This window comes from Dickeya sp. ws52, from assembly GCF_007210685.1.
Taxonomy (GTDB): Bacteria; Pseudomonadota; Gammaproteobacteria; order Enterobacterales; family Enterobacteriaceae; genus Dickeya; species Dickeya chrysanthemi.
The window spans coordinates 13,568-36,139 of the sequence record NZ_SZVX01000031.1; the positions used below are offsets into that span (position 1 = coordinate 13,568).

The window sequence follows — 22,572 nt, forward strand, 5'->3', positions numbered from 1 at the left end:
GTCTTTCCTTATTATGAGAGCCGCAACGGCACGGCGTCGATTAACGCAACGTCCCAAACGCGCCGGTTAACGGCTTGTCCAGCGGATAATCCAGATCGCCGTGTTTGCTGGTGAAAAGCCCCAGTCCCACCAGCGATTCCACCATTTTCACCGCCGCACCGACGCCGTCGATCACCGGGATCCCCAATTCCTGCGTCAGCGCCTGCGCCAGATCGGCCATACCGCCGCAACCCAGCACAATGGCGCCGGATCCATCCTGCCGCTTCGCTTGTATACACATTTCCCGCACCTTATGCTGCGCCAGCCCTTGTCCATCTTCCAGCGCCAGTACCGGCAGATCGATGGCGTGCAGCGCGGCGCAGTGATGCTCAAAGCCATAGCGTTGCACCAGATGACGGGCGATGATCAGCGTGCGCGGCAGCGTGGTGACGATGGAAAAGCGCGTCGCTACCAGCGTCGCCAGATGCATCGCCGCTTCGGCGATCCCCACCACCGGCGCACTCGCCAGTTCCCGCGCCGCCAGCAGACCGGGATCGCCAAAGCAGGCAATGACATGACCGTTGACCCCCTGCTCGCGCCCCAGCCGCACCTGCTCCAGCACGCCGAGGGTCGCCACCGCTTCATCAAAATGCCCTTCGATCGACGGCACTCCTTGCGACGGGCATACCGCCAGAATCTCAGTACCCTGTGCCGCCGCTCGTCGCGCCGCTTCACCGATGGTTTCCGTCATCGCCAGGCTGGTATTGGGGTTGATTACCTGAATCACGCATCGGCTCATGCGCCCTGCTCCTTGTTAGGGTTATCGAACGACTTCAGATGGCTGAACAGCCGCGAGAAATCCGGCGTGGTCACGCTATCACCGCCGAAACGCAAGCTGGCGACGATATCGTCGAAATGCTGTTGCATGGCGGTCGTCAGCGCCGCCAGATCACGGTTACGCAGCAGTGTCAGCAGGTCATGGTGATCATGACAACGGCAGCCTTGCTGCCAGGGGGCACCATAAGCCGCGATCACCAGAGATGACCGCAGCGTTAATTGCGACACCATACTGGTCAGCACGCTGTTGCCGGAAATCGCCTGCAACTGGATATGAAAGGCGGCCGACAGGCGGATCGCCTCCGGCCCGTTGCGATCCTGATGGGCTGTTTCCTCCGCCTTCATCAGTTTCTCCAGCGCCGCCAGGTGCGGCGGCTGGCAGTGGGCCAGCACCGCAGGCAGGTTGGCGCACTCCATCAGACTACGGGTTTGAAAGATCTCGCGTGCTTCTTCTACCGTCGGCGTCGCCACCTGTGCACCACGTTTGGGCAACAGCGTGATCATTTGCACCGTTGCCAGACGTTGCAGCACCTTGCGGATCCCGGTACGACTCACGCCAAATACTTCCGCCAACGCCTCTTCCGGCAGACGAGCACCGGGCAGCAATTGATGTTCAACAATCGCGTTTAACAGCGCCTGATAGATAACATCATCTTTTTGCTCGAAAAATGTCTCTTGCCCGAGACCATAAATATCGTTCATTGGTTTCTTCCGTCATCACGCCACCACCAGATCGTACACAAAAAATAAATTTATTGTATACAAAATTCACCAATCTGGCCCAAATCCTGCAATACCTGTTGGCACACTTTATTCACCTCTATTTTCATCGTCATCAAAAAAGGAGCAGATTCCATGCCAGAAAATATGACGCCCGCCGGAAGCGCTCCGGCACATTACAGCCCGAGACTGTGCAATGAAGACCTGGCGCCGACACGCGAACAAAACTGGTCCTGGTACAACATCTTTTCCTTCTGGATGTCGGATGTTCACAGTATGGGCGGCTACGTGGTGGCGGCCAGCTTCTTTACGCTGGGTCTGGCCAGTTGGCAGGTGCTGCTGTGTCTGTTGGCAGGGATTTGCATCGTGCAACTGTGCGCCAATTTGGTGGCCAAACCCAGCCAGCTCAGCGGCGTACCCTATGCGGTGATTTGTCGTCAGTCGTTTGGGGTGTTCGGCGCCAATATTCCGGCGGTGATTCGTGGGTTGATCGCATTCGCCTGGTACGGCATCCAGACTTATCTGGCCGCCAATGCGCTGATGCTGGTGCTGCTAAAATTCGTTCCGTCGCTCACCGCGTTGACCACCAGCCACTGGCTGGGCCTGTCGACGCTGGGCTGGCTGTGCTTTGGTGTGATGTGGCTGCTGCAGGCGATGGTGTTCTGGCACGGCATGAGCGCCATCAAGCGCTTTATCGATATCGCCGGTCCGGCGGTTTATGTGGTGATGCTGGCGCTGGCCGGATGGATTGTATACAAAACCGGGCTGGACAATATTTCCTTCACGCTGAGCAGTAAATCCCTCAGCGGCGGCGAGCAGATCTGGCAGATGATCACCGCTACCGCGCTGGTGGTGTCCTATTTCTCCGGCCCGTTGCTGAACTTCGGCGATTTCTCCCGCTACGCTAAAAGTATGCAGGAAATTCAACGTGGCAACCGCTGGGGCCTGCCCGTCAATTTCCTGCTGTTCTCCATCGTCACGGTGGTGATTGTTTCCGGCACGCAATCCCTGTTCGGCCAGATGATCACCGACCCGATCGAAACCGTCAGCCGCGTCGGCAATAGCGTAGCGGTGGCTCTGGGCCTGCTGACCATGATCGTCGCCACTATCGGCATCAATATTGTCGCCAACTTCGTATCCCCGGCGTTCGATTTCTCCAACTGCTCGCCGCAGCGCATCAGTTTCCGCACCGGCGGGATGATCGCCGCAGTCGGCTCCGTATTGCTGACTCCCTGGAATCTGTTCAACTCACCGGAGTTGATCCACTACACGCTCGACGTGCTGGGCGCGTTTATCGGCCCGCTGTTCGGCATCCTGCTGGCGGATTTTTACCTGATCAAAGGCGGCAAGATCGATGTCGATGCGCTGTTCAACGATACGCCGAACGGCCGCTACTGGTATCGCAACGGCATTAACCCGAATGCAGTGCTGGCGCTGCTGCCGTCGGTGGCTATCGGGCTGGTGATAAGCTTTGTGCCGGCCTGGCATGAAGTCGCCAATTTCAGTTGGTTTATCGGCGTGGCGTTGGGCGCGGGCAGCTATCGCTATCTGGCGCGTCGGGAAAAAGCCCATACGCCGACTACCGCCAGCCTGCCGGGTTTAGTGCTGGGTAAAGAATAACGCCCCTTTCCGGATCGCGATGTCGTGTCGCGATCCGGCTGTTTATTTCACCGTTTTGCCCTTATTCCGCCGCCTGGCTGCAACGCGAATTATTTGGGGTATATATTCCTCACATATTCTGGTGACGAATAACTTCGGAATCCTCTGATTATTCCCAGGCATGATCAGGCTATTTCCCACAAAATAAACCCGAACAACATCACTCCCACACACCACCATCTTATAAATCGCCTCACACCATGAACCGAGTCACAAAAAAACCATTTACCAAACAGTAACACGCGTAAAAAACGAATGAATTTCAAAAAATCACCCATATATTCACCATCAAAATCCGCAAAAATTTTATTATTATCTCCATGAAAAAACACACGTATTAAGCCGATAAAACCCACAACGAAAAACCAATTCAATACATTGAAAAATAAAAAATAAATAAATATTTTTACCTACAGGATAATTCTGTTTCATTTTTTAAAAATACAATATCCCTGCTTACAAAAATACCGATAATCCGTTAATGCAATACATAAACCAGGACAAAACCAAGGGTTGTCACATGGATTAATTCTGGTTAGGGTATAAACAGTCTTACCCACAACGAGGTCAAAATAAAAATCACACCGCACAGGAAACCTTTAATGACATGGCAATAAAAATTGAAGTAAAACATCTGTATAAGATATTCGGCGAGCATCCAAACCGGGCATTCAGTCTTCTGGAACAAGGGCTCAATAAGGACCAAATATTTGAGAAAACCGGTCTGACGGTCGGCGTGAAAGATGCCAATCTGACCATTGAAGAAGGCGAAGTTTTTGTGATCATGGGATTATCCGGTTCCGGTAAATCCACTCTGGTACGCCTTCTCAATCGCCTGATAGAACCGACACGCGGCCAGGTGCTGATCGACGGCGAGGATATTTCCCGCCTGCCGGACGGCGCATTGCGTGCCGTGCGTCGTAAGAAGATCAGCATGGTGTTTCAGTCTTTCGCGCTGATGCCTCACCTGAATGTTCTCGACAATACCGCATTCGGCATGGATTTAGCCGGCGTGCCCCGCGAAAAACGCGAGCAAAAGGCGCTTCATGCCTTGCAGCAGGTCGGGCTCGACGCATACGCCGGCACCTATCCGGATGAGCTCTCCGGCGGTATGCGCCAGCGTGTCGGCCTGGCCCGTGCGCTGGCCAACGATCCGGACATTTTGCTGATGGACGAAGCCTTTTCCGCGCTTGACCCGTTGATCCGTACCGAGATGCAGGATGAGCTGATCAAGCTACAGGCGCGTCAGCAACGTACCATCGTTTTCATCTCGCACGATCTGGATGAAGCTATGCGCATCGGCGATCGCATCGCCATCATGCATAGCGGCGAGGTGGTCCAGGTCGGCACGCCGGATGAGATCCTCAACAATCCGGCCAACGACTATGTACGCACGTTCTTCCGCGGCGTGGACATCAGCCATGTGTTCAGCGCCAAAGACATCGCTCGCCGCCGTCCGGTCACGATCATCCGCAAAACGCCGGGCGTCGGCCCGCGATCCGCGCTGAAGATCCTGCAAGAAGAGGATCGCGAGTACGGCTATGTGCTGGAGCGGGGCCGTAAATTCATCGGCGTAGTCTCCATTGATTCACTCAAACAGGCGCTGCGTGATCAGCAGCCGCTGGAGCAGGCGCTGCTGCCCGCACCGTTGCCGGTTCCTGGGGATATGTCGCTCAACGAGCTGATATCTCAGGTAGCTCAGGCACCCTGCGCCGTACCTGTTGTGGGGGAACACCATGAATACCTCGGCATTATCTCCAAGGGGATGCTGCTGCAGGCACTGGATAAGGAGAGTACGCTGCATGACTGATACCACGCAAAACCCCTGGGAAGAAAGCCCAATACCGGATTCCACCGCCAACGCCGCCAACCACCACCCGGCCGCGGCGAGTTCATCCGGTGGCCATCCGGCGCAAACCGATCCCTGGGCGGCTTCATCCGCGCCATCCGCGCCGGCGGGAAACGCTCAAACGCAAGATAACCCTAACGATGCCTGGAATACGTCGCCCCCACCCGCCGCCAATGACGTACATCAGGATGGCAGCGACTGGCTGAACGCGCCGGCGCCGGCACCCGAGCACATCAACCTGATGGATCCGTTCCGGCATACGCTGGTGCCGCTCGATAGCTGGGTGACGGAAGCCATCGACTGGCTGGTATTGCATTTTCGCCCGCTGTTTCAGGGTATCCGCGTGCCGGTCGATGTCATTCTCACCGGTTTTCAACAACTGCTGACCAGCCTGCCTGCCCCCGTCGCTATTCTGGCGTTTTCTCTGCTGGCCTGGCAGGTCTCCAGTTTCGGCATGGGCGTCGCGACATTGCTGTCGCTGGTCATCATCGGCGCTATCGGCGCCTGGTCTCAGGCGATGGTGACGCTGGCGCTGGTGCTGACGGCACTGTTTTTCTGCATCATTCTCGGCTTGCCGCTGGGTATCTGGCTGGCGCATAGCGACCGCGCCGCCCGCGTTGTACGTCCGCTGCTCGATGCCATGCAAACCACCCCGGCCTTCGTTTACCTGGTGCCGATAGTGATGCTATTCGGCATCGGCAACGTGCCGGGCGTCGTCGTGACGATTATTTTCGCTCTGCCGCCGATTGTTCGTCTGACCATACTCGGCATTCGCCAGGTGCCGGCCGATCTGGTGGAAGCGGCGCAATCCTTTGGCGCCAGCCCACGGCAGATGCTGTTCAAGGTCCAACTGCCGCTGGCGATGCCTACCATCATGGCCGGTATCAACCAAACACTGATGCTGGCGCTGTCGATGGTCGTCATCGCCTCGATGATCGCCGTCGGCGGGCTTGGGCAGATGGTGTTGCGCGGCATCGGCCGCCTCGACATGGGGCTGGCTTCCGTCGGCGGAGTCAGCATCGTCATTCTGGCCATCATTCTGGACCGTTTGACCCAATCGCTGGGGCGCGATGCCCGCAGCCGCAGTCATCGCCACTGGTTCCAGCGTGGGCCGCTGGGGTGGTTGATTCGCCCCTTCATCACATCCCAGGGATGACCCATCCGGTCGTCACCGTCTGAACGTGCGGCCGGCAACGCCCGGCTGCGCCTTTTGATACGACAGCCAGTTTGATACGACAGCCAGTCGCTGGCGACCACGTATTGAATCAACATGAGGACTATCCGTATGCGTAATATCAGCATGGCAACGCTTGCCTTGACTACCGTACTGAGTACCGGCTTGTTTGCCGCCGACGACCTTCCCGGCAAAGGCATCACCGTCAAGCCGGTGCAAAGCACGCTCTCTGAAGAAACCTTCCAGACGCTGCTGGTCAGCAAGGCGTTGGAGAAACTGGGTTATACCGTCGATACCCCCAGCGAAGTCGACTACAACGTCGGTTACACCTCGATCGCCAACGGCGACGCCACATTCAGTGCAGTCAACTGGCAACCGTTGCATGACGACATGTACCAGGCCGCCGGCGGCGACGCCGCCTTCTATCGTCAGGGCGTCTATGTTTCCGGCGCAGCGCAAGGGTATCTGATCGACAAGAAAACCGCCGATAAATACCACATTACTCGTTTGGATCAGCTCAAGGATCCCAAGCTGGCCGCCTTATTCGACACCAACGGCGACGGCAAAGCGGATCTGACCGGCTGTAACCCCGGTTGGGGATGTGATGGCGTGATTAATCATCAGATTCAGGCTTACGGGCTGAGTCATACCGTCAACCACAATCAAGGGAACTACGCCGCGCTGATCGCCGACACGATCACGCGTTACAAACAAGGGAAATCGATTCTTTATTTCACCTGGACGCCGTACTGGGTAAGCGATGTGCTGGTGCCGGGACGAGACGTGGTGTGGTTGCAAGTGCCATTCTCCTCGCTGCCCGGCAAACAGAAAAATACCGATACCCAATTACCCAATGGCGCCAATTACGGTTTTCCGGTCAACAAGATGCGCATCATCGCCAACAAAACCTGGGCTGAAAAGAACCCGGCGGCAGCCAAACTGTTCGCCATCATGAAACTGCCGCTGGCAGACATTAATGCCCAGAATCTGCGTATGCATCAGGGCGAAGCGTCTCAGGAGGATATCGAACGTCACGTCAACGGCTGGGTTAACGCGCATCAGGCGCAATTTAATCGTTGGATTGATTCCGCCCGCGCCGCCGCCAAATAGCATATTCGCCAAACAGTACGTTCACCAAACGGCACAGCGATCGCAACGATACCGATCGCAACGGCATCATCCGGAGGATACCGGAGTGGGTATCCTCACGCTTTTTTCCTCGAACTACGACCGCTAAACCGTCTCCGATAGCCCATTCTTTCTGGCCCGGCTGATAAAATGCCTGATTATTCTCATGAGAATTTATAAGACAAATTGCTGGATTCTCCAGCGTGACTGTTCAATACTAAATCAATTATTCAAGCGCAACATCAAGTTAACCATTCCACATGTCCGTATCTTCCTCCTCCGTCGGCTTAACTCCGGCACTGACGTTGTTAATGTCCGCCGCTACCGGATTGGCGGTTGCCAGCAACTATTATGCTCAACCCTTGTTGGACGCTATCGCTCAAGCCTTCAGCCTGTCGGTCAATCAGGCCGGTTTTATTGTCACCGCAGCCCAACTGGGCTATGCCTGCGGCCTGATGTTTCTGGTGCCGTTGGGCGACCGGTTTGAGCGCCGCCGCTTAATTGTCGGTATGACACTGCTGGCGGCGGGCGGCATGTTGATTACCGCCTCCGCGCCATCGTTATGGCTGATGGTGACCGGCACCGCCATAACCGGTTTGTTCTCGGTGGTCGCACAGATTCTGGTACCGCTGGCCGCGACGCTGGCTTCACCGGCGCATCGCGGCAAAGTCGTCGGGACCATTATGAGCGGCCTGTTGCTCGGCATCTTGCTGGCCAGAACGCTGGCCGGCGCGCTGGCCTCATTGGGGGACTGGCGTACGGTCTATTGGGTGGCCAGTCTATTGATGACGGCAATGGCGCTGTTGATGTGGCGCGCGCTGCCGCAGTATCGCCCATCCACTGATCTGAATTACCTGCAGTTACTCATTTCCATCTTCCGGCTCTTCGGCAACTCCCGCGTGTTGCGTACCCGTGCGCTTATGGGCGCGATTTCATTCTCCAATTTCAGCATCATGTGGACATCAATGGCGTTTCTGCTTTCCGCTGCGCCTTACCACTACAGCGAAGGCGTGATCGGACTATTCGGTCTGGCCGGAGCGGCGGGCGCGCTGGCCGCCAGCCGTGCAGGCCGGCTGGTGGATCAGGGTAAAGCCAGGCTCTCCACTACGGTAGGCTGGTTGTTGCTGATTTTGTCGTGGCTGCCGATCGCCGCCGGCGTCAATGCCATAGTGCCGCTGTTGATCGGCATCGTCGTGCTGGACATGGCGGTTCAGGGGATGCATGTCACCAATCAAAGCGTGACGTACCGCATACAGCCGGAGGCGCGTAATCGCCTCACCGCCGGTTACATGACCAGCTATTTCATCGGCGGCGCCCTCGGCTCGGTGATTTCCGCTTACGCTTATCAGCATTTCGGCTGGCTCGGCGTCTCAGGCGCCGGGTGTCTTCTGAGCCTGTTGGGTCTGCTGGTGTGGTGGCGAGGCTATCGTGACGAGTCATCGCTATCGGAGATGCGCTAAGTGACGACGCCTCACGCTTCGTTTGCCAGAGGTTTGCTGGATAGCCTGCCCATCGTCATCGGCTACGTTCCGGTGGCGTTTGCATTTGGTTTGAACGCTGTCAAACTGGGTTTCACGCCGTTCGAAGCGATTTTTTTGTCCTGCATTATCTACGCCGGCGCCAGCCAGTTCGTCATCACCGCATTATTGAGCGCCGGCGCCTCGATTTGGGTGGCTGCCTTAACCGTCATGGCAATGGATGTCCGCCACGTCTTGTACGGCCCGTCACTGCGTCACCGCATCAGACAACGCCTGCCGACCGCCAGAACCGCCTGGTGGGCTTTCGGTCTGACCGACGAGGTGTTTGCCGCCGCCACCGTACGGTTATCAAAGGATAACCGACGCTGGAGTGAAGCCTGGATGCTGGGCGTGGCGCTAAACGCCTGGTTGTCGTGGGTCGCCGGTACGGTCATCGGCGCGCTGTTCGGCAACGGCCCGCTGGACGGCTATCCCGCGGTTGAAGCCGCACTCTCGTTCATGCTGCCGGCCCTGTTTTTGAGCTTCCTGCTGGCGTCATTCAAGCGTCGTCAGAGTCTGGTGGTGGCAACCGCGCTGAGCGGCGCCTGTGTGGGGTTGCTGATCTCGTCTATTCCCGCCGCCATCCTGGTCGGAATTGCCGGCGGATGTCTGTCGTCACTGTATCAACCCACATCATTAAAAGCGGATACGCGATGAATAGTTCAGTATTATTGATCGGTTTACTGGTGGGAACGGTTAATTTCCTGTTCCGATACCTGCCGTTGAGGCTAGGTGGCAGCAGAGCGTCCGGCAATCTGCAACGGGGCAAAACCGCTCTGCTGCTCGACAGTATCGGTATCGCGTCCATTTGCGCGCTACTGGTGGTGTCTACTCTGCCGGACCTGCTGCAACACGTGGAAAGACGCTTGCCGACGCTGATGGGCTTTACCCTGCTAACGCTTTGTTTTTACAAAACCCGCAGCATCGTCTTATCGACGTTGCTGGGCGCATTGTGCTACGGCCTGGCCTTTAAATGGGCTCAGACGATGGCCTGAGCCTGAGTAGGCGCTTACCGACGTCGCGTCTGGTCAATGTATTCAACGGCGACAGACCGTATCACCTGCACATATTTCGATCAGTGGCAAAATAAGCACTAATCGACAAGTTTCTCGCATTTACCTAATTAGTAACATTCGTTACTATGCAGGTCGTGATTAATGAGGTTGACATCTATGGAAAGTTCATTCGCCCCAATTGAAGACATGCTGCGTATGCGCGCTTCGCGCCGCCCGGATTTCCCTTACCGTGAAGTCCTGCTGCTGCGTTTGTTCCTGCACATGCAGACCAAAATACTGGAACACCGCAACCGGATGCTGAAAGAACAGGACATCAACGAAACCCTGTTCATGGCGCTGATTACGCTGGAATCGCAGGAAAATTACTGCATCCAACCTTCTGAATTGAGCGCAGCGCTCGGCTCTTCACGCACGAATGCCACCCGCATCGCGGATGAGCTGGAAAAACGCGGCTGGATCGAACGGCGCGAGAGCGACAGCGATCGCCGTTGCCTGTACCTGTATATGACCGAGAAAGGTAAAGCCTTTCTGGATGAACTGCTGCCGCCTCAGCACCGCAGCCTGCATATTCTTTGCTCTGCCCTTGAAGACAGTGAAAGAGAGCAGTTGGAAGTGCTGATGCGCAAGCTGTTACTCCGGCTTGACGAAATGGACCAGGACGGTTTGTAACCCCCGTCGCCATTCCTGACAGAGACAATCGTCGTCGTTGCCATGCAAACCTTCACGGTTTGCAGGTGGTGCTGTTTTTTCAAAAAACCATCACTGTAATGATACCGCCATGAAAGGCAATCAAAGGCCATGAAAGGCCGAGAAAAAAGCAATTAAACTAGGAGAGAATTATGAGTGCCAACGTGGAAACGCAGACTCCACCTACCCAGCCGTCCAAGCCCAAAAAAACACGTAAAGGAATTCTCACGCTATTGATGATTCTGTTTTTCTTTATTGGCTGTGTGTGGTTCGCCTACTGGTATCTGGTATTACGACACCATCAGGAAACCGATGACGCTTATGTCGCCGGCAACCAGGTTCAAATCATGTCGCAGGTCAACGGCAGCGTCGTCCGGGTCAATGTCGATAATACCGACTTCGTTAAAAAAGGCGATGTGCTGGTAGAGCTTGATCCAGCCGACGCCGAGCAGGCATTTGAACGCTCAAAGACAACGTTGGCGAACAGCGTGCGTCAGGTTCATCAGCAGATGATCAACGTCCGTCAATATAAAGCGAATATTGACCTGCAACAGATTACGCTGGACCAAGCCATCAGCGACCTGAACCGCCGTGAAGCGCTGGGACGCGCCAACGCCATCGGGCGGGAAGATTTGCAACACGCGCGTGATCAAGTTGCCAGCGCCAGAGCATCGCTGGAAGCGGCCAAACAGCAATACGCCGCCACCCAGGCGCTGGTACTCAACACACCGCTGGAACAGCAACCGGCCATTGCACAGGCCTCGACCGACCTGCGTAATGCCTGGCTGGCGCTCAAACGGACTCATATCGTCAGCCCGGTGGATGGCTACGTCTCTCGCCGCAGTGTGCAACTGGGCGCCCGCGTCACGCCGTCTTCGGCATTGATGGCGGTCGTGCCGGCGGCTCCGCTGTGGGTCGATGCCAACTTTAAGGAAACCCAGTTAGCCAATATGCGTATCGGCCAGTCGGCGACCATCACCAGCGACCTGTATGGCGACACCGTGATATACAAAGGCAAAGTGGTCGGCCTGGATATGGGTACGGGCAGCGCGTTCTCGCTGCTGCCGGCGCAAAATGCCACCGGCAACTGGATAAAAGTGGTACAGCGTTTGCCGGTCCGTGTCGAGTTGGATCCCAAACAGCTGGCGGATTACCCGCTGCGTATCGGTTTGTCGATGCTGGTCAATGTGGATACCGCCAATACCGACGGCAAGGTGTTGTCCGATGCGCCCCGCACGACGCCGGCCTACCAGAGTGATGCGCTGGATCTGGACCTGACGCCGGTCAACCAGATGATTGACCAGATCATCAACGCTAACGCTGGCTAACCTTAGAAGGAGAGCAGCGTGACAAAAAAACCGCTTGAGGGCATGTCGCTGGCTCTGATGACGATCGCGCTGTCGCTGGCGACGTTCATGCAAGTGCTGGACTCAACCATTGCCAACGTCGCCATTCCGACTATCGCCGGGAATCTTGGCGCCTCTAACTCACAAGGTACCTGGGTCATCACGTCTTTTGGGGTGGCGAACGCCATCTCCATCCCCATCACCGGCTGGCTGGCAAAACGCTTCGGTGAGGTGAGACTGTTTATCTGGGCCACTATCCTGTTTACCCTAACGTCGTGGCTGTGCGGCATGTCCACCAGTCTGGAGATGCTGATCGTCTCCCGTATGTTGCAGGGATTGGTTGCCGGCCCGATCATTCCACTGTCTCAAAGCCTGCTGCTGAACAACTACCCGCCGGCTAAACGCGGCATTGCGCTGGCGTTGTGGTCAATGACGGTGGTGGTTGCCCCGATCTTCGGTCCGATCCTCGGCGGCTGGATCAGCGACAACTATCACTGGGGATGGATCTTCTTCATCAACGTCCCGCTCGGTATCGTGGTGGTGCTGATTACGTTGCAAACCCTGCGTGGACGAGAAACCAAAACCGAGATCCGACCTATCGATACGATCGGGCTGGTTTTGCTGGCAGCCGGCATCGGCAGCCTGCAAATGATGCTGGATCGGGGCAAAGAGCTGGATTGGTTTAACTCGACGGAAATCGTGGTGCTGACGGTGGTTGCCGTCGTATCGCTGACGATACTGGTGGTCTGGGAACTGACCGACGACCATCCGGTAGTCGACCTGTCGTTGTTTAAAATGCGTAACTTTACCATCGGCTGCCTGTGTACCAGCCTGGCGTTCATGCTCTACTTTGGCGCCATTGTGCTGTTACCGCAGTTGTTACAGGTAGTGTTCGGCTATACCGCCACTTGGGCCGGGTTGGCTTCCGCGCCGGTGGGCCTGATGCCGGTCATCCTTTCACCGCTCATCGGTAAATTCATGCATAAGCTGGATATGCGTCGTCTGGTGACGTTCAGCTTCATCATGTATGCGATCTGTTTCTACTGGCGTGCCTATACCTTCGAACCTGCAATGGATTTCGGCGCTTCCGCCTGGCCGCAGTTCGTCCAAGGTTTTGCCGTAGCGTGCTTCTTTATGCCGTTAACCACCATCACGCTCTCCGGCCTGCCGCCGGAACGTATGGCGGCCGCCTCCAGCCTGTCGAACTTTGCCCGTACGTTGGCCGGCTCTATCGGCACGTCGATCACCACAACCTTGTGGGAACGCCGGGAAGCCTTGCATCACGAACAGCTTACCGAGGCGATTACCCCCTATAATCCGATCGCGCAACAGACTTATCAGCAACTGGAAGCGATGGGAATGAGTCAACAGCAGGTATCCAGCTATCTGGCTCAGCAGATTACCGCTCAGGGGCTGATTATTGGTGCGAATGAAATCTTCTGGCTGTCGGCCGGGGTTTTCGTCGTGCTGATTGTCTTGGTATGGTTCGCCAAACCGCCATTCGGCAGTCACTCCGCAGGCGGCGCACACTGATTGCTACGCCGAACATCCATAAACAATCACCACCTCCCGAGGAGGTGGTTTAAAGCTGACAATAAAAAAGGTGGCCGCGCCACCTTTTTTATTCACTCATTGCCAACCGCACAGGCTTAGCCGTGATGCTGCCGCCACCATTCCGCCAGCAGGATCCCGGTCGCAACCGAGATATTCAGGCTTTCTACATTGCCGGTGCCGTCAATCGACACCTTGACGTCGCCCTGCTGCCAGGCGCTGTCGGATAATCCATCCCCTTCTTGCCCCAGCACGATCACCGATTTGGCCGGCAACGCGACTTTCGACAAGGTTGTCCCTTTATGACTGGAGGTAGTAACGATGGTGTAACCCGCGGCACGGAACTGCGCCAGCGCATCAACCAGACCTTCAGCGCTGATGGCTTTCACATGCTCGGCGCCACCTTCCGCCGTACGCACCGCAGCGCCGGACTCCAGTTGTGAGGCATCGTTCACCAGTACGCCTTTCACGCCGAAGTGGGCGCAACTGCGCATAATGCCGCCAAGGTTATGAGGGTTGCCGACATCTTCCAACGCCAGCACACAGTCGGTTTCCCCGGCTTCACTCAGGTAAGCCGCCACATCCAGACCACGACGTTTCTTGATCAGAAAACACACGCCACCGTGATGCTCAGTACCTGAGGCGCGAACCAGCTCGTCGTCTTCCACCACGTGGTAGGCTTTGCGGTTAGCGGCCATCCAGCGTAATGCATCACGAAAACGCGGCGTCACTTCCTGCAAAAACCAGCCGCGCACAATCGCTTCCGGGCGGCTCAGGAACAGTGCCAGACAAGCGTTCTCTCCGTAAACACGGGTTTCCTCTGCACGCTGGCGGCGAATCTGTTCCGGATCAACCTGGCTTTTACCGCTAATACCGCCGTGATCCGGCGTCTCTCCAGGCGCACGCGATACTGTTTTCCAGGGCGAATCCGCATGTTCAACCGGCTCGCGACGCGGCGGACGCGGACGTTCACGCCCAGCCGACTCGCCACGCCATTTGCCGCCGCGCTCGGCGCTATCCCTGCCGCCACGCTCTGCGTTGTCACGCCCACCGCGTTCGGCATTGTCACGCCCGCCGCGCGGCGCGCCATCCCGCCCTTTACGGCCGCCGCCACGGGTATTGTCGCCGTCGCCGCGACGCTTATCCGACGTACGTTTCGGCTTACCGTTCTTTTCGTCACCGTCCTCGCTGCGGACGTACATGACACGGACTTTGCCGCCCTTTCCACTCAATGTATCGCTCATGTTCTTCTCCACCTAGGCGCTGGGCGCGAAGATTACCCTATGTCCACCGGCTTAGCCACCAGCCCGATCATAAAAGTCACGATACCCAAAATAATTCGAGTTGCAGAACAACCGGCTGGCGTGTTGAACAACGCAGCGCGCTGGCCCGACAGGGCAAGACTCATTGATGGGCCGGGTAAGAAAGCCAACGCACCTGCAACTTGAAGTATGACGGGTATAACTATTGTAACCATTGAGTAAAACGCCTTGTTGATACACAAGCCGCTCTCCATACTTAGCCTGCTTTTGCATGACTGCTGTTGAACCCATGACGCACAATGCGCGCATATTGATCAACAGTACACTTGATTACAGTCCTTTTGCTATCGAGGCCCGTTTATGAATACGGTATGTGCATCCTGTAACGCCACCAACCGATTTCCGGAAGACCGCATTAACGAAAACCATCATGCCAAATGCGGCCGCTGCGGCCACCCGCTCTTCAGTGGCGAGGTGATAAACGCAACGGAAAAGACGCTGGATAAACTGTTGCAGGACGATCTGCCGGTGGTCGTCGATTTCTGGGCACCCTGGTGCGGGCCGTGCGTCAACTTTGCCCCGGTGTTTGAAAGCGTCGCGGATGAAAATGCCGACAAGATCCGCTTCATCAAGGTAAACACCGAAGCGGAACCGGGCCTGAGCGCGCGTTTCCGTATCCGCAGCATTCCGACCATTATGCTGTTCAAGCAAGGTAAAATGGTCGACATGCTTAACGGTGCGATGCCCAAAACGCCTTTTGAAAGCTGGCTTAACGAATCGCTCTAAGTCCCCCGGAATACCTTTATCGCCAACAACAGGCCCCGTTTGCCACACGGGGCTTTAGGTCAGCAGCCCGGTCGTTTAGAATGACGCTTTTTAACGGAAAACCATGACCGGTAACGCTGTTCTGCGTCTGCGCCAGCAACGCCTTGCTCTTTCTACACGCCCGTTTCGCGCCCGCGGCTGCCGAGTCATCCGCTGCCAGCGCTGTTTGCTGCCGGAAATTCACTGCCTGTGCGATACCCTTTCGCCAAGCACCGCCCGTAGTCGCTTCTGTCTGGTCATGTTCGATACCGAACCGTTGAAACCCAGCAATACCGGTCGTTTAATTGCCGATATCCTGCCGCAGACGGAAGCATTTCTATGGTCCCGTACCGAACCGGACCCGGCATTGCTCGCCACGCTGCAAACCCCAGACTATCAACCCTGGCTGGTGTTTCTCGCCGACGGCGATGAAGAAGGCCGCCAGGTGTCCCATCAGTTGCCCACCGGCGACAAACCGCCGCTGTTTGTCATGCTCGACGGCACCTGGCCGGAAGCGCGCAAAATGTTCCGCAAAAGCCCATACCTCGATAAATTACCGATCCTGTCGCTCAGTGTGGATGCCTTATCCCGCTATCAGTTGCGGGAAGCCAGCAGTGCCGGGCAGCACTGCACGGCGGAAATCGCCATTGCGTTGCTGCGTCAGGCCGGCGATAACGACGCCGCCGATGCGCTGGCAGCGCATTTCGATCGTTTTCGCCGCCATTATCTGGCAGGCAAAGCACATCACGCGAACAAGAAAATTTCCTCTACTGTCACAGCAAAAACGGCAACGGACGTTTAAGATCAATCAGGTGTATTCCCACAGGAGTAACTGATGAGCCAGCGCGGATTAGAAGCACTGTTACGTCCCCGTTCTATTGCGGTACTCGGCGCGTCGGAAAAACCGGGACGAGCCGGTTTTCTGATGATGCGTAATCTGCTTGATGGCGGATTCAACGGGCCGGTGCTGCCGGTCACGCCGAAATATAAAGCGGTGTGCGGCGTACTGGCGTACCGCGATGTCGCCAGCCTGCCGATGACGCCCGACCTTGCCGTTATCTGCACACGCGCCGATCGCAATCTCTCGCTGCTGGAAGCATTGGGGCAACGCGGCTGTAAAACCGTCATCGTGCTTTCCGCTCCGCCAGCGCAATTCGCCGAGTTGAAAAGTTGCGCCGCCCGCTATGCATTACGACTGTTGGGACCTAACAGTCTCGGTCTGCTGGCTCCCTGGCAAGGGCTCAACGCCAGCTTTTCGCCGGTGCCGATTCTAAAAGGCAAACTGGCGTTTATTTCGCAGTCGGCCGCCGTTTCCAACACCATTCTGGACTGGGCGCAACAACGCGGCATCGGCTTCTCTTACTTTATCGCGTTGGGCGACAGTCTGGACATTGACGTTGACGACCTGTTGGATTTTCTGGCGCGGGACGGTAAAACCAGCGCCATTCTGTTGCATCTGGAACACATCAGCGACGCCCGGCGCTTTCTTTCGGCCGCGCGCAGCGCATCACGCAATAAACCGATTCTGGTCATCAAAAGCGGCCGCAGCCGCCAGGCGCAACAACTGCTGCATGACGGCCAGCATGGGCTGGATGCCGCCTACGACGCCGCCATCCAGCGTGCCGGGCTGTTACGCGTGCAAGATACCCACGAGCTATTTTCGGCGGTGGAAACCCTCAGTCATTTCCGCCCGCTGCGCGGCGAGCGCTTGCTGATCGTCAGCAACGGCGCCTCGCCTGCGGCGCAGGCGCTGGATCAACTGATTGCCCGCCAAGGCAAGCTGGCGACGCTAAGCGAAACGACGCAACAGGCGTTGCGCGCCGTGTTGCCCGACACCGTCGCCATCGGCAATCCGCTCGATTTACGCGACGACGCCACCCCACAACGTTATCAGGCGGCACTGTCAGCGCTGCTGGACAGCGACGATTATGATGCGCTGTTGATTATCCATGCCCCAAGCGCCGCCGCCCCCGGTACGGAAAGCGCAGAAAGTCTCATTCAATTGTTACAGCAACACCCGCGCGGCAAGCGTATTACGCTGCTGACTAACTGGTGCGGTGAGTTTTCCTCACAAGAAGCGCGGCGGCTGTTCAACGAGGCGGGGATCCCGACCTACCGCACGCCGGAAGGCACGGTAACGGCATTCATGCATATCGTCGAATATCGCCGTAACCAAAAACAACTGAAAGAAACTCCGGCGCTGCCCTCGGACCTCACCACCAACACCGCGCAAGCGCACGCGCTGATCAACCAGGCGTTGCAGGAGGGCACCACCCGGCTCGATACCCATGAAGTCCAGCCGATTCTGCAAGCTTACGGCCTGAATACGTTACCGACCTGGATTGCCGGCGACAGCACCGAAGCGGTGTATATCGCGGAAAAAATTGGCTATCCGGTAGCGCTTAAGCTGCGCTCCCCTGATATTCCCCACAAATCGGAAATTCAGGGCGTCATGCTGTACCTTCAAAATGCTCAAGAAGTTCAACTGGCGGCGGAGGCTATGCTGGAGCGGGTCAGGCACACCAATCCGCAAGCCCGGGTTCACGGTTTGTTGGTACAAGGTATGGCTAATCGCACCGGCGCGCTGGAGTTACGTATCGCCGTTGAACAGGATGCGATTTTCGGCCCACTCATTATGCTGGGGGAAGGCGGAACGGAATGGAACCGGGAAACACAGGCCGCCGTAGCCTTGCCGCCGCTGAATATGGCGCTGGCTCGCTATCTGATCGTCCAGGCGTTGAAAAGCGGTAAAATTCGCAGCCAAAATGCCCTCAAACCGCTGGATATTCCAGCTTTAAGCCGGTTGCTGGTGCAGGTTTCCAACCTGATTCTGGATTGCCCGGAGATCGAACGTCTGGATATTCACCCGCTGTTGGCGTCCGGCGAGGAATTTACCCTGCTCGATGTGACGTTGCATTTGGCGCCTTTCAGCGGCGATCCGCAATCCCGGCTATCTGTGCGTCCTTATCCGCAGGAACTGGAAGAAACGGTACTGCTCAAGGATGGGCAGTCCTGCCTGTTTCGCCCGATCCTGCCCGAAGACGAACCGCTGCTGGCCCGTTTTATCGGCAAAGTGACGCGAGAAGACCTGTACTACCGTTACTTCAGTGAAATCAACGAATTTACTCATGAAGATTTGGCCAACATGACTCAAATTGACTACGATCGTGAAATGGCTTTTATTGCCGTCCGCTCAGATATGAACGGCGAGTCGGAGATTATCGGCGTTACACGCGCCATCGCCGATCCCGACAACATCAGTGCAGAATTTGCGGTACTGGTACGCTCAGACCTGAAAGGATTGGGATTAGGCAGGAAGTTGCTGGAAAAGTTGATCCACTACGCCAGACTTCACGGATTGAATCGCCTTAACGGTATTACCATGCCGACGAATCAGGGAATGGTCACGCTGGCGAAAAAATTGGGCTTTAATGTTGATGTGCAATTGGAAGACGGCATTGTCACGCTGGAGCTGCCGTTGAGCGCGCCTGTGCAATTATAACTAAGTTATAACCAGATGCGCAGATGTGGTTGAGATCTCGCTACCGGCAGCAAAACTTGCTCACAACGCCCGCCAAGTAGTGGTATCATCGCCCGATTCGGCTATGCCTTAACGTATTTCATGACCATGCGGTCACCCCACGATGAGAGAAGAATCGCACTGTGATGTTGTCAAAACTAAAGCGTACGAAATATCAACAACACCTTGCACAACTGCCTAAAATTCCTCAGCCTGCCGACGACGTCCAGACGCTCCACAGCCCGGCGCTTTTCCGTACCACACTGACAGAACAGATTCTGCAGGCCAGGAAGCGCATCTATCTGGTAGCCCTGTATCTGGAACACGATGATGGCGGTGAAGGGATTCTGTCTGCGCTCTATCAGGCGAAACGCCAGCGTCCGGAGCTAGAGATTTGCGTATTGGTAGACTGGCATCGTGCTCAGCGCGGTCGTATCGGCGTCGCCGCCGACAGCACCAACGCCGATTGGTACTATGCCATGGCGCAACAGCACAATGACGTGTCCTTCCCGATTTACGGCATCCCGGTTAATACCCGCGAAGCATTAGGCGTCCTGCACCTGAAAGGGTTTATTGTTGATGACACCGTGCTTTATAGCGGCGCCAGTCTGAATGACGTCTATCTGCATCAGCATGAAAAATACCGCTACGATCGCTACCAGCTCATTCATAATTCCGTGCTGGCTGACGTCATGGCGCGTTACGTGCAGGACCTGCTGGCATCGTCCGCGGTACAGCGGCTGGACACCCCTTCCCGCCCGAAAACCATCGACATTAAGAATGATATTCGTCAGTTCCGCCAGTCTCTTCGCTCAGCGACCTACCTGTTGCCTGGCGTCGGTGACAATAACAATCAACTGACGGTCACACCGCTGGTCGGGCTGGGTAAACAGAGTCCGCTGAACCGAACGATACATCACCTTATGTATTGCACTGATCAGCAGTTGGTAATGTGTACTCCCTATTTCAATTTACCGGCGCTATTGGTGCGCAATATCATTCGCCTGCTGCGTAACGGTAAGCAGATAGAAATTATTATCGGCGATAAGACGGCAAACGACTTTTTTATTCCTGAAGATCAACCGTTCCGAATTATTGGTGCATTGCCTTATCTGTATGAAATCAACCTGCGCCGCTTTTTGAGCCGTCTGCAAAAATATATCGACAGCAACCAACTGGTGGTACGCCTGTGGAAAGACGGTGACAACAGCTTTCACCTGAAGGGAATGTGGGTGGATGATGCCTGGCAATTACTGACGGGCAATAACCTCAACCCTCGCGCCTGGCGGCTGGATTTGGAAAACGCCATCCTGATTCATGACCCGGAGCAAGTGCTGCAAACTCAGCGCCGGCAGGAATTGGAATGCATTCGCGCCCATACCCAGGTCATCACGCACTACCAGCAGTTGCAAAGCATTGCCCAATACCCGGTAAAAGTACGCAAGCTTATTCGCCGCCTGCGCCGCATCCGTATCGACCGCCTGATAAGCCGAATTTTGTAACCACCTGTGGAATTCCCGGCATAGGGTGTTAATACCCGCCGGGAATGCGGCTTCATGTCGTAAACTCTGCAGAATACCCCCAAAACACGAGGCATGATGATGCGAAGCGCCTTGTTACTCCTACTTTTCTCCTGCTCAGGATGCACACATATGGCACAAGATCGGTGGACCGGCCCCGATAAAGCCGAGCATTTTCTGGCATCGGCGTTAATCAGCGCCGCAAGTAGCGAGGTTGCTGAACGCCAGCATCAAAGTCGTAATCATAGCGCCACATTCGGATTGATGTTTTCCGTCAGTATCGGCGCCGCTAAAGAAACATACGACAGTCGGCCGCAAGGCAGTGGATGGAGCGTGAAAGATTTCACCTGGGACATAGCCGGCGCAACGGCCGGCTACTGTTTATGGCAGGCAGCACACCCCTAGAGCTTTTCGCCTTTCCCTTTATGGTGCAACCCAAGCGAAACCAGAAATGCCAGCGCCCCCATCAGTGAAACATACCAAAAGAAGGACTCTTCCATCCCCAGCGATTTCAGCGACAAAGCGACATACTCGGCGGAACCGCCAAACAAGGCATTTGCTACCGCATAAGACAACCCGACCCCCAACGCTCTGACTTCCGGTGGAAACATTTCCGCCTTCAAAATACCGCTGATAGAGGTATAAAAACTCACGATCACCAACGCCAGCATCACCAACGAGAAAGCAATAACCGGGTTAGTTATTCCTTGCAGCGTCGATAAAATCGGCACCGTCAACAACGCCGATAGCGCCCCGAAAAACAGCATGGAACTGCGTCGGCCAATTTTGTCGGATAGCGCACCGAATAAAGGCTGCAATAGCATAAAAACAAATAATGCCAGTGTCATCAAACCGCTGGCAGACTTGGCGCTCATCCCTGCGGTATTCACCAGATATTTCTGCATATAGGTAGTGTAGGTATAGAAACTGAGCGAACCGCCGGCGGTAAAACCCAACACCATGATAAAAGCACTACGATTGCGCCAAAGCCCGCGTAACGAGCCGGCATCCTTACGTGCGCGTGTTTCGCTGTCTGATGTTTCATTAAGCGATCGGCGCAGAAACAGGGCAACAACTGCCAGAGCCGCCCCCAACGCAAAGGGAATACGCCATCCCCATGAACGTAATTCCGTATCGGAAAGCACGTATTGCAGGATAACCACGACCAGTAACGCCAGTAATTGTCCCCCTATCAACGTGACATATTGAAATGACGCATAAAATCCTTTACGCCCTTCCAACGCCACTTCGCTCATGTAGGTAGCGCTGGTACCGTATTCGCCACCCACCGACAATCCCTGGAATAAACGGGCCATCAGCAGCAATAATGGCGCCCAAACGCCGATAGTTGCATAACCGGGTAAGCAGGCGATGACCAGCGACCCCAGACACATCATGCATACAGAAATCAGCATAGATCGTTTACGGCCATATTTATCAGCAATATAGCCAAACAACCACCCCCCGATAGGGCGCATCAGAAATCCGGCGGCGAAAACACCGGCAGTTTGTAACAGCTGCGTCGTCGCATTTCCGGTTGGAAAGAAGATGTGGGCAAAATAAAGAGAACAAAACGAATAGACGTAAAAATCAAACCATTCGACTAAATTACCCGATGATGCACCAACGATTGCCCAGATTCGCTGACGCGAGCCCACGTTACTGATCGTTGTTCCATCCTGTGACTTTATTGTATTCACCATGCACGCTTTACCCTGTTGTTGTCTGTTATCTAATTGTTATCTTATAGCAGACAAAGTAAAGCAGACGCAGTGATTCAGGCAAAGACTCACACCGCCTGAGGCCATTATTTAAGCCGGCGACATGGCGTGGATAGAGCGGTCCACTACAAAAATTCAACCAAAGCGTTTGAATGATGAAAAAGAAAAAGGCCACCTAAAAGGCGGCCTTCTTGCTATTGAGTATCTGGCAGTTCCCTACTCTCGCATGGGGAGACCCCACACTACCATCGGCGCTACGGCGTTTCACTTCTGAGTTCGGCA

The 22,572-nt window shown here is 55.7% G+C and carries 19 protein-coding genes; 15 read left to right on the forward strand and 4 right to left on the reverse strand.

The window, feature by feature from the left end:
• Window positions 1-40: 40 nt before the first annotated feature.
• Together FDP13_RS20495 and FDP13_RS20500 are read right to left on the reverse strand one after the other, a co-directional pair.
• Complete coding sequence (locus FDP13_RS20495) at window positions 41-778, reverse strand: aspartate/glutamate racemase family protein (protein WP_143840305.1); 738 nt, start codon at window positions 776-778, stop codon at window positions 41-43.
• The gene (locus FDP13_RS20500) at window positions 775-1,518 is read right to left on the reverse strand and encodes a GntR family transcriptional regulator (protein ID WP_012768625.1); all 744 of its coding nucleotides are present in this window, start codon (window positions 1,516-1,518) and stop codon (window positions 775-777) included. Before FDP13_RS20500 ends, FDP13_RS20495 begins: the two co-directional genes overlap by 4 nt.
• 153 nt (window positions 1,519-1,671) lie before the next feature.
• Here FDP13_RS20500 and FDP13_RS20505 point away from each other — a divergent pair, with 153 nt between their 5' ends.
• From FDP13_RS20505 to emrB, 10 genes are all read left to right on the forward strand, one after another.
• The gene (locus FDP13_RS20505) at window positions 1,672-3,156 is read left to right on the forward strand and encodes an NCS1 family nucleobase:cation symporter-1 (RefSeq protein WP_012768624.1); all 1,485 of its coding nucleotides are present in this window, start codon (window positions 1,672-1,674) and stop codon (window positions 3,154-3,156) included.
• A gap of 646 nt (window positions 3,157-3,802) precedes the next feature.
• Entirely contained in the window at window positions 3,803-5,005 is a 1,203-nt protein-coding gene (proV, locus tag FDP13_RS20510) for a glycine betaine/L-proline ABC transporter ATP-binding protein ProV (RefSeq protein ID WP_033576756.1), read from the forward strand.
• Window positions 4,998-6,200 carry a glycine betaine/L-proline ABC transporter permease ProW gene (proW, locus tag FDP13_RS20515; RefSeq protein ID WP_143840306.1) on the forward strand — a complete coding sequence of 401 codons (1,203 nt, stop codon included), beginning with the start codon at window positions 4,998-5,000 and terminating at the stop codon, window positions 6,198-6,200. The genes proV and proW overlap by 8 nt, the downstream gene beginning before the upstream one ends.
• Before the next feature lie 129 nt (window positions 6,201-6,329).
• A complete protein-coding gene (gene proX, locus FDP13_RS20520; RefSeq protein WP_143840307.1) occupies window positions 6,330-7,328 on the forward strand; it encodes a glycine betaine/L-proline ABC transporter substrate-binding protein ProX in 999 nt (332 codons plus the stop codon).
• 278 nt (window positions 7,329-7,606) lie between these two features.
• Window positions 7,607-8,806 (forward strand): MFS transporter, encoded by a 1,200-nt coding sequence (locus FDP13_RS20525; protein WP_143840308.1) that lies wholly within the window; start codon window positions 7,607-7,609, stop codon window positions 8,804-8,806.
• On the forward strand, window positions 8,807-9,520 hold the full coding sequence (locus tag FDP13_RS20530) for an AzlC family ABC transporter permease (protein ID WP_033576760.1): 714 nt from the start codon (window positions 8,807-8,809) through the stop codon (window positions 9,518-9,520).
• Window positions 9,517-9,858 carry an L-valine transporter subunit YgaH gene (gene ygaH / locus FDP13_RS20535; protein WP_012768618.1) on the forward strand — a complete coding sequence of 114 codons (342 nt, stop codon included), beginning with the start codon at window positions 9,517-9,519 and terminating at the stop codon, window positions 9,856-9,858. Before FDP13_RS20530 ends, ygaH begins: the two co-directional genes overlap by 4 nt.
• 177 nt (window positions 9,859-10,035) lie before the next feature.
• Window positions 10,036-10,548, forward strand: a complete 513-nt coding sequence (mprA, locus tag FDP13_RS20540; RefSeq protein WP_012768617.1) for a transcriptional repressor MprA — start codon at window positions 10,036-10,038, stop codon at window positions 10,546-10,548.
• 170 nt (window positions 10,549-10,718) lie between these two features.
• Window positions 10,719-11,894, forward strand: a complete 1,176-nt coding sequence (gene emrA, locus FDP13_RS20545; RefSeq protein ID WP_143840309.1) for a multidrug efflux MFS transporter periplasmic adaptor subunit EmrA — start codon at window positions 10,719-10,721, stop codon at window positions 11,892-11,894.
• 18 nt (window positions 11,895-11,912) lie between these two features.
• Window positions 11,913-13,445 carry a multidrug efflux MFS transporter permease subunit EmrB gene (gene emrB / locus FDP13_RS20550; RefSeq protein WP_027711082.1) on the forward strand — a complete coding sequence of 511 codons (1,533 nt, stop codon included), beginning with the start codon at window positions 11,913-11,915 and terminating at the stop codon, window positions 13,443-13,445.
• Window positions 13,446-13,561: 116 nt separating this feature from the next.
• Here emrB and FDP13_RS20555 read toward each other — a convergent pair whose 3' ends face one another.
• Window positions 13,562-14,707, reverse strand: coding sequence for a tRNA/rRNA methyltransferase (locus FDP13_RS20555; protein WP_143840310.1), 1,146 nt, complete (start codon window positions 14,705-14,707; stop codon window positions 13,562-13,564).
• Window positions 14,708-15,085: 378 nt separating this feature from the next.
• Between FDP13_RS20555 and trxC the strand changes: the two genes are divergently transcribed.
• The 5 genes from trxC to FDP13_RS20580 all read left to right on the forward strand — a co-directional run bounded on the left by trxC (window position 15,086) and on the right by FDP13_RS20580 (window position 20,974).
• Window positions 15,086-15,511: a thioredoxin TrxC gene (trxC, locus tag FDP13_RS20560; protein ID WP_143840311.1), complete on the forward strand. Its 426-nt coding sequence runs from the start codon at window positions 15,086-15,088 to the stop codon at window positions 15,509-15,511.
• 103 nt (window positions 15,512-15,614) lie between these two features.
• Window positions 15,615-16,331 (forward strand): tRNA-uridine aminocarboxypropyltransferase, encoded by a 717-nt coding sequence (locus tag FDP13_RS20565; RefSeq protein WP_033576763.1) that lies wholly within the window; start codon window positions 15,615-15,617, stop codon window positions 16,329-16,331.
• 33 nt (window positions 16,332-16,364) lie between these two features.
• Complete coding sequence (locus tag FDP13_RS20570) at window positions 16,365-19,031, forward strand: bifunctional acetate--CoA ligase family protein/GNAT family N-acetyltransferase (protein ID WP_143840312.1); 2,667 nt, start codon at window positions 16,365-16,367, stop codon at window positions 19,029-19,031.
• A 164-nt stretch (window positions 19,032-19,195) separates the two neighbouring features.
• Window positions 19,196-20,551 carry a CDP-diacylglycerol--serine O-phosphatidyltransferase gene (gene pssA / locus FDP13_RS20575; RefSeq protein ID WP_027711076.1) on the forward strand — a complete coding sequence of 452 codons (1,356 nt, stop codon included), beginning with the start codon at window positions 19,196-19,198 and terminating at the stop codon, window positions 20,549-20,551.
• 99 nt (window positions 20,552-20,650) lie between these two features.
• On the forward strand, window positions 20,651-20,974 hold the full coding sequence (locus tag FDP13_RS20580) for a YfiM family lipoprotein (protein WP_143840314.1): 324 nt from the start codon (window positions 20,651-20,653) through the stop codon (window positions 20,972-20,974).
• Here FDP13_RS20580 and FDP13_RS20585 read toward each other — a convergent pair.
• On the reverse strand, window positions 20,971-22,272 hold the full coding sequence (locus tag FDP13_RS20585; protein WP_033576766.1) for an MFS transporter: 1,302 nt from the start codon (window positions 22,270-22,272) through the stop codon (window positions 20,971-20,973). The genes FDP13_RS20580 and FDP13_RS20585 overlap by 4 nt on opposite strands.
• Window positions 22,273-22,572: the final 300 nt, after the last annotated feature.

What these genes read in the sequence shown, in the direction of transcription:
- FDP13_RS20585 (WP_033576766.1), bottom strand. Translation starts at nt 22,272, where the DNA reads ATGGTGAATACAATAAAGTCACAGGATGGAACAACGATCAGTAACGTG.
- trxC (WP_143840311.1), top strand. Translation starts at nt 15,086, where the DNA reads ATGAATACGGTATGTGCATCCTGTAACGCCACCAACCGATTTCCGGAA.
- ygaH (WP_012768618.1), top strand. Translation starts at nt 9,517, where the DNA reads ATGAATAGTTCAGTATTATTGATCGGTTTACTGGTGGGAACGGTTAAT.
- FDP13_RS20500 (WP_012768625.1), bottom strand. Translation starts at nt 1,518, where the DNA reads ATGAACGATATTTATGGTCTCGGGCAAGAGACATTTTTCGAGCAAAAA.
- FDP13_RS20580 (WP_143840314.1), top strand. Translation starts at nt 20,651, where the DNA reads ATGCGAAGCGCCTTGTTACTCCTACTTTTCTCCTGCTCAGGATGCACA.
- FDP13_RS20570 (WP_143840312.1), top strand. Translation starts at nt 16,365, where the DNA reads ATGAGCCAGCGCGGATTAGAAGCACTGTTACGTCCCCGTTCTATTGCG.
- proV (WP_033576756.1), top strand. Translation starts at nt 3,803, where the DNA reads ATGGCAATAAAAATTGAAGTAAAACATCTGTATAAGATATTCGGCGAG.
- FDP13_RS20525 (WP_143840308.1), top strand. Translation starts at nt 7,607, where the DNA reads ATGTCCGTATCTTCCTCCTCCGTCGGCTTAACTCCGGCACTGACGTTG.
- FDP13_RS20495 (WP_143840305.1), bottom strand. Translation starts at nt 778, where the DNA reads ATGAGCCGATGCGTGATTCAGGTAATCAACCCCAATACCAGCCTGGCG.
- mprA (WP_012768617.1), top strand. Translation starts at nt 10,036, where the DNA reads ATGGAAAGTTCATTCGCCCCAATTGAAGACATGCTGCGTATGCGCGCT.
- proW (WP_143840306.1), top strand. Translation starts at nt 4,998, where the DNA reads ATGACTGATACCACGCAAAACCCCTGGGAAGAAAGCCCAATACCGGAT.
- FDP13_RS20565 (WP_033576763.1), top strand. Translation starts at nt 15,615, where the DNA reads ATGACCGGTAACGCTGTTCTGCGTCTGCGCCAGCAACGCCTTGCTCTT.
- emrA (WP_143840309.1), top strand. Translation starts at nt 10,719, where the DNA reads ATGAGTGCCAACGTGGAAACGCAGACTCCACCTACCCAGCCGTCCAAG.
- proX (WP_143840307.1), top strand. Translation starts at nt 6,330, where the DNA reads ATGCGTAATATCAGCATGGCAACGCTTGCCTTGACTACCGTACTGAGT.
- FDP13_RS20505 (WP_012768624.1), top strand. Translation starts at nt 1,672, where the DNA reads ATGCCAGAAAATATGACGCCCGCCGGAAGCGCTCCGGCACATTACAGC.
- pssA (WP_027711076.1), top strand. Translation starts at nt 19,196, where the DNA reads ATGTTGTCAAAACTAAAGCGTACGAAATATCAACAACACCTTGCACAA.
- FDP13_RS20555 (WP_143840310.1), bottom strand. Translation starts at nt 14,707, where the DNA reads ATGAGCGATACATTGAGTGGAAAGGGCGGCAAAGTCCGTGTCATGTAC.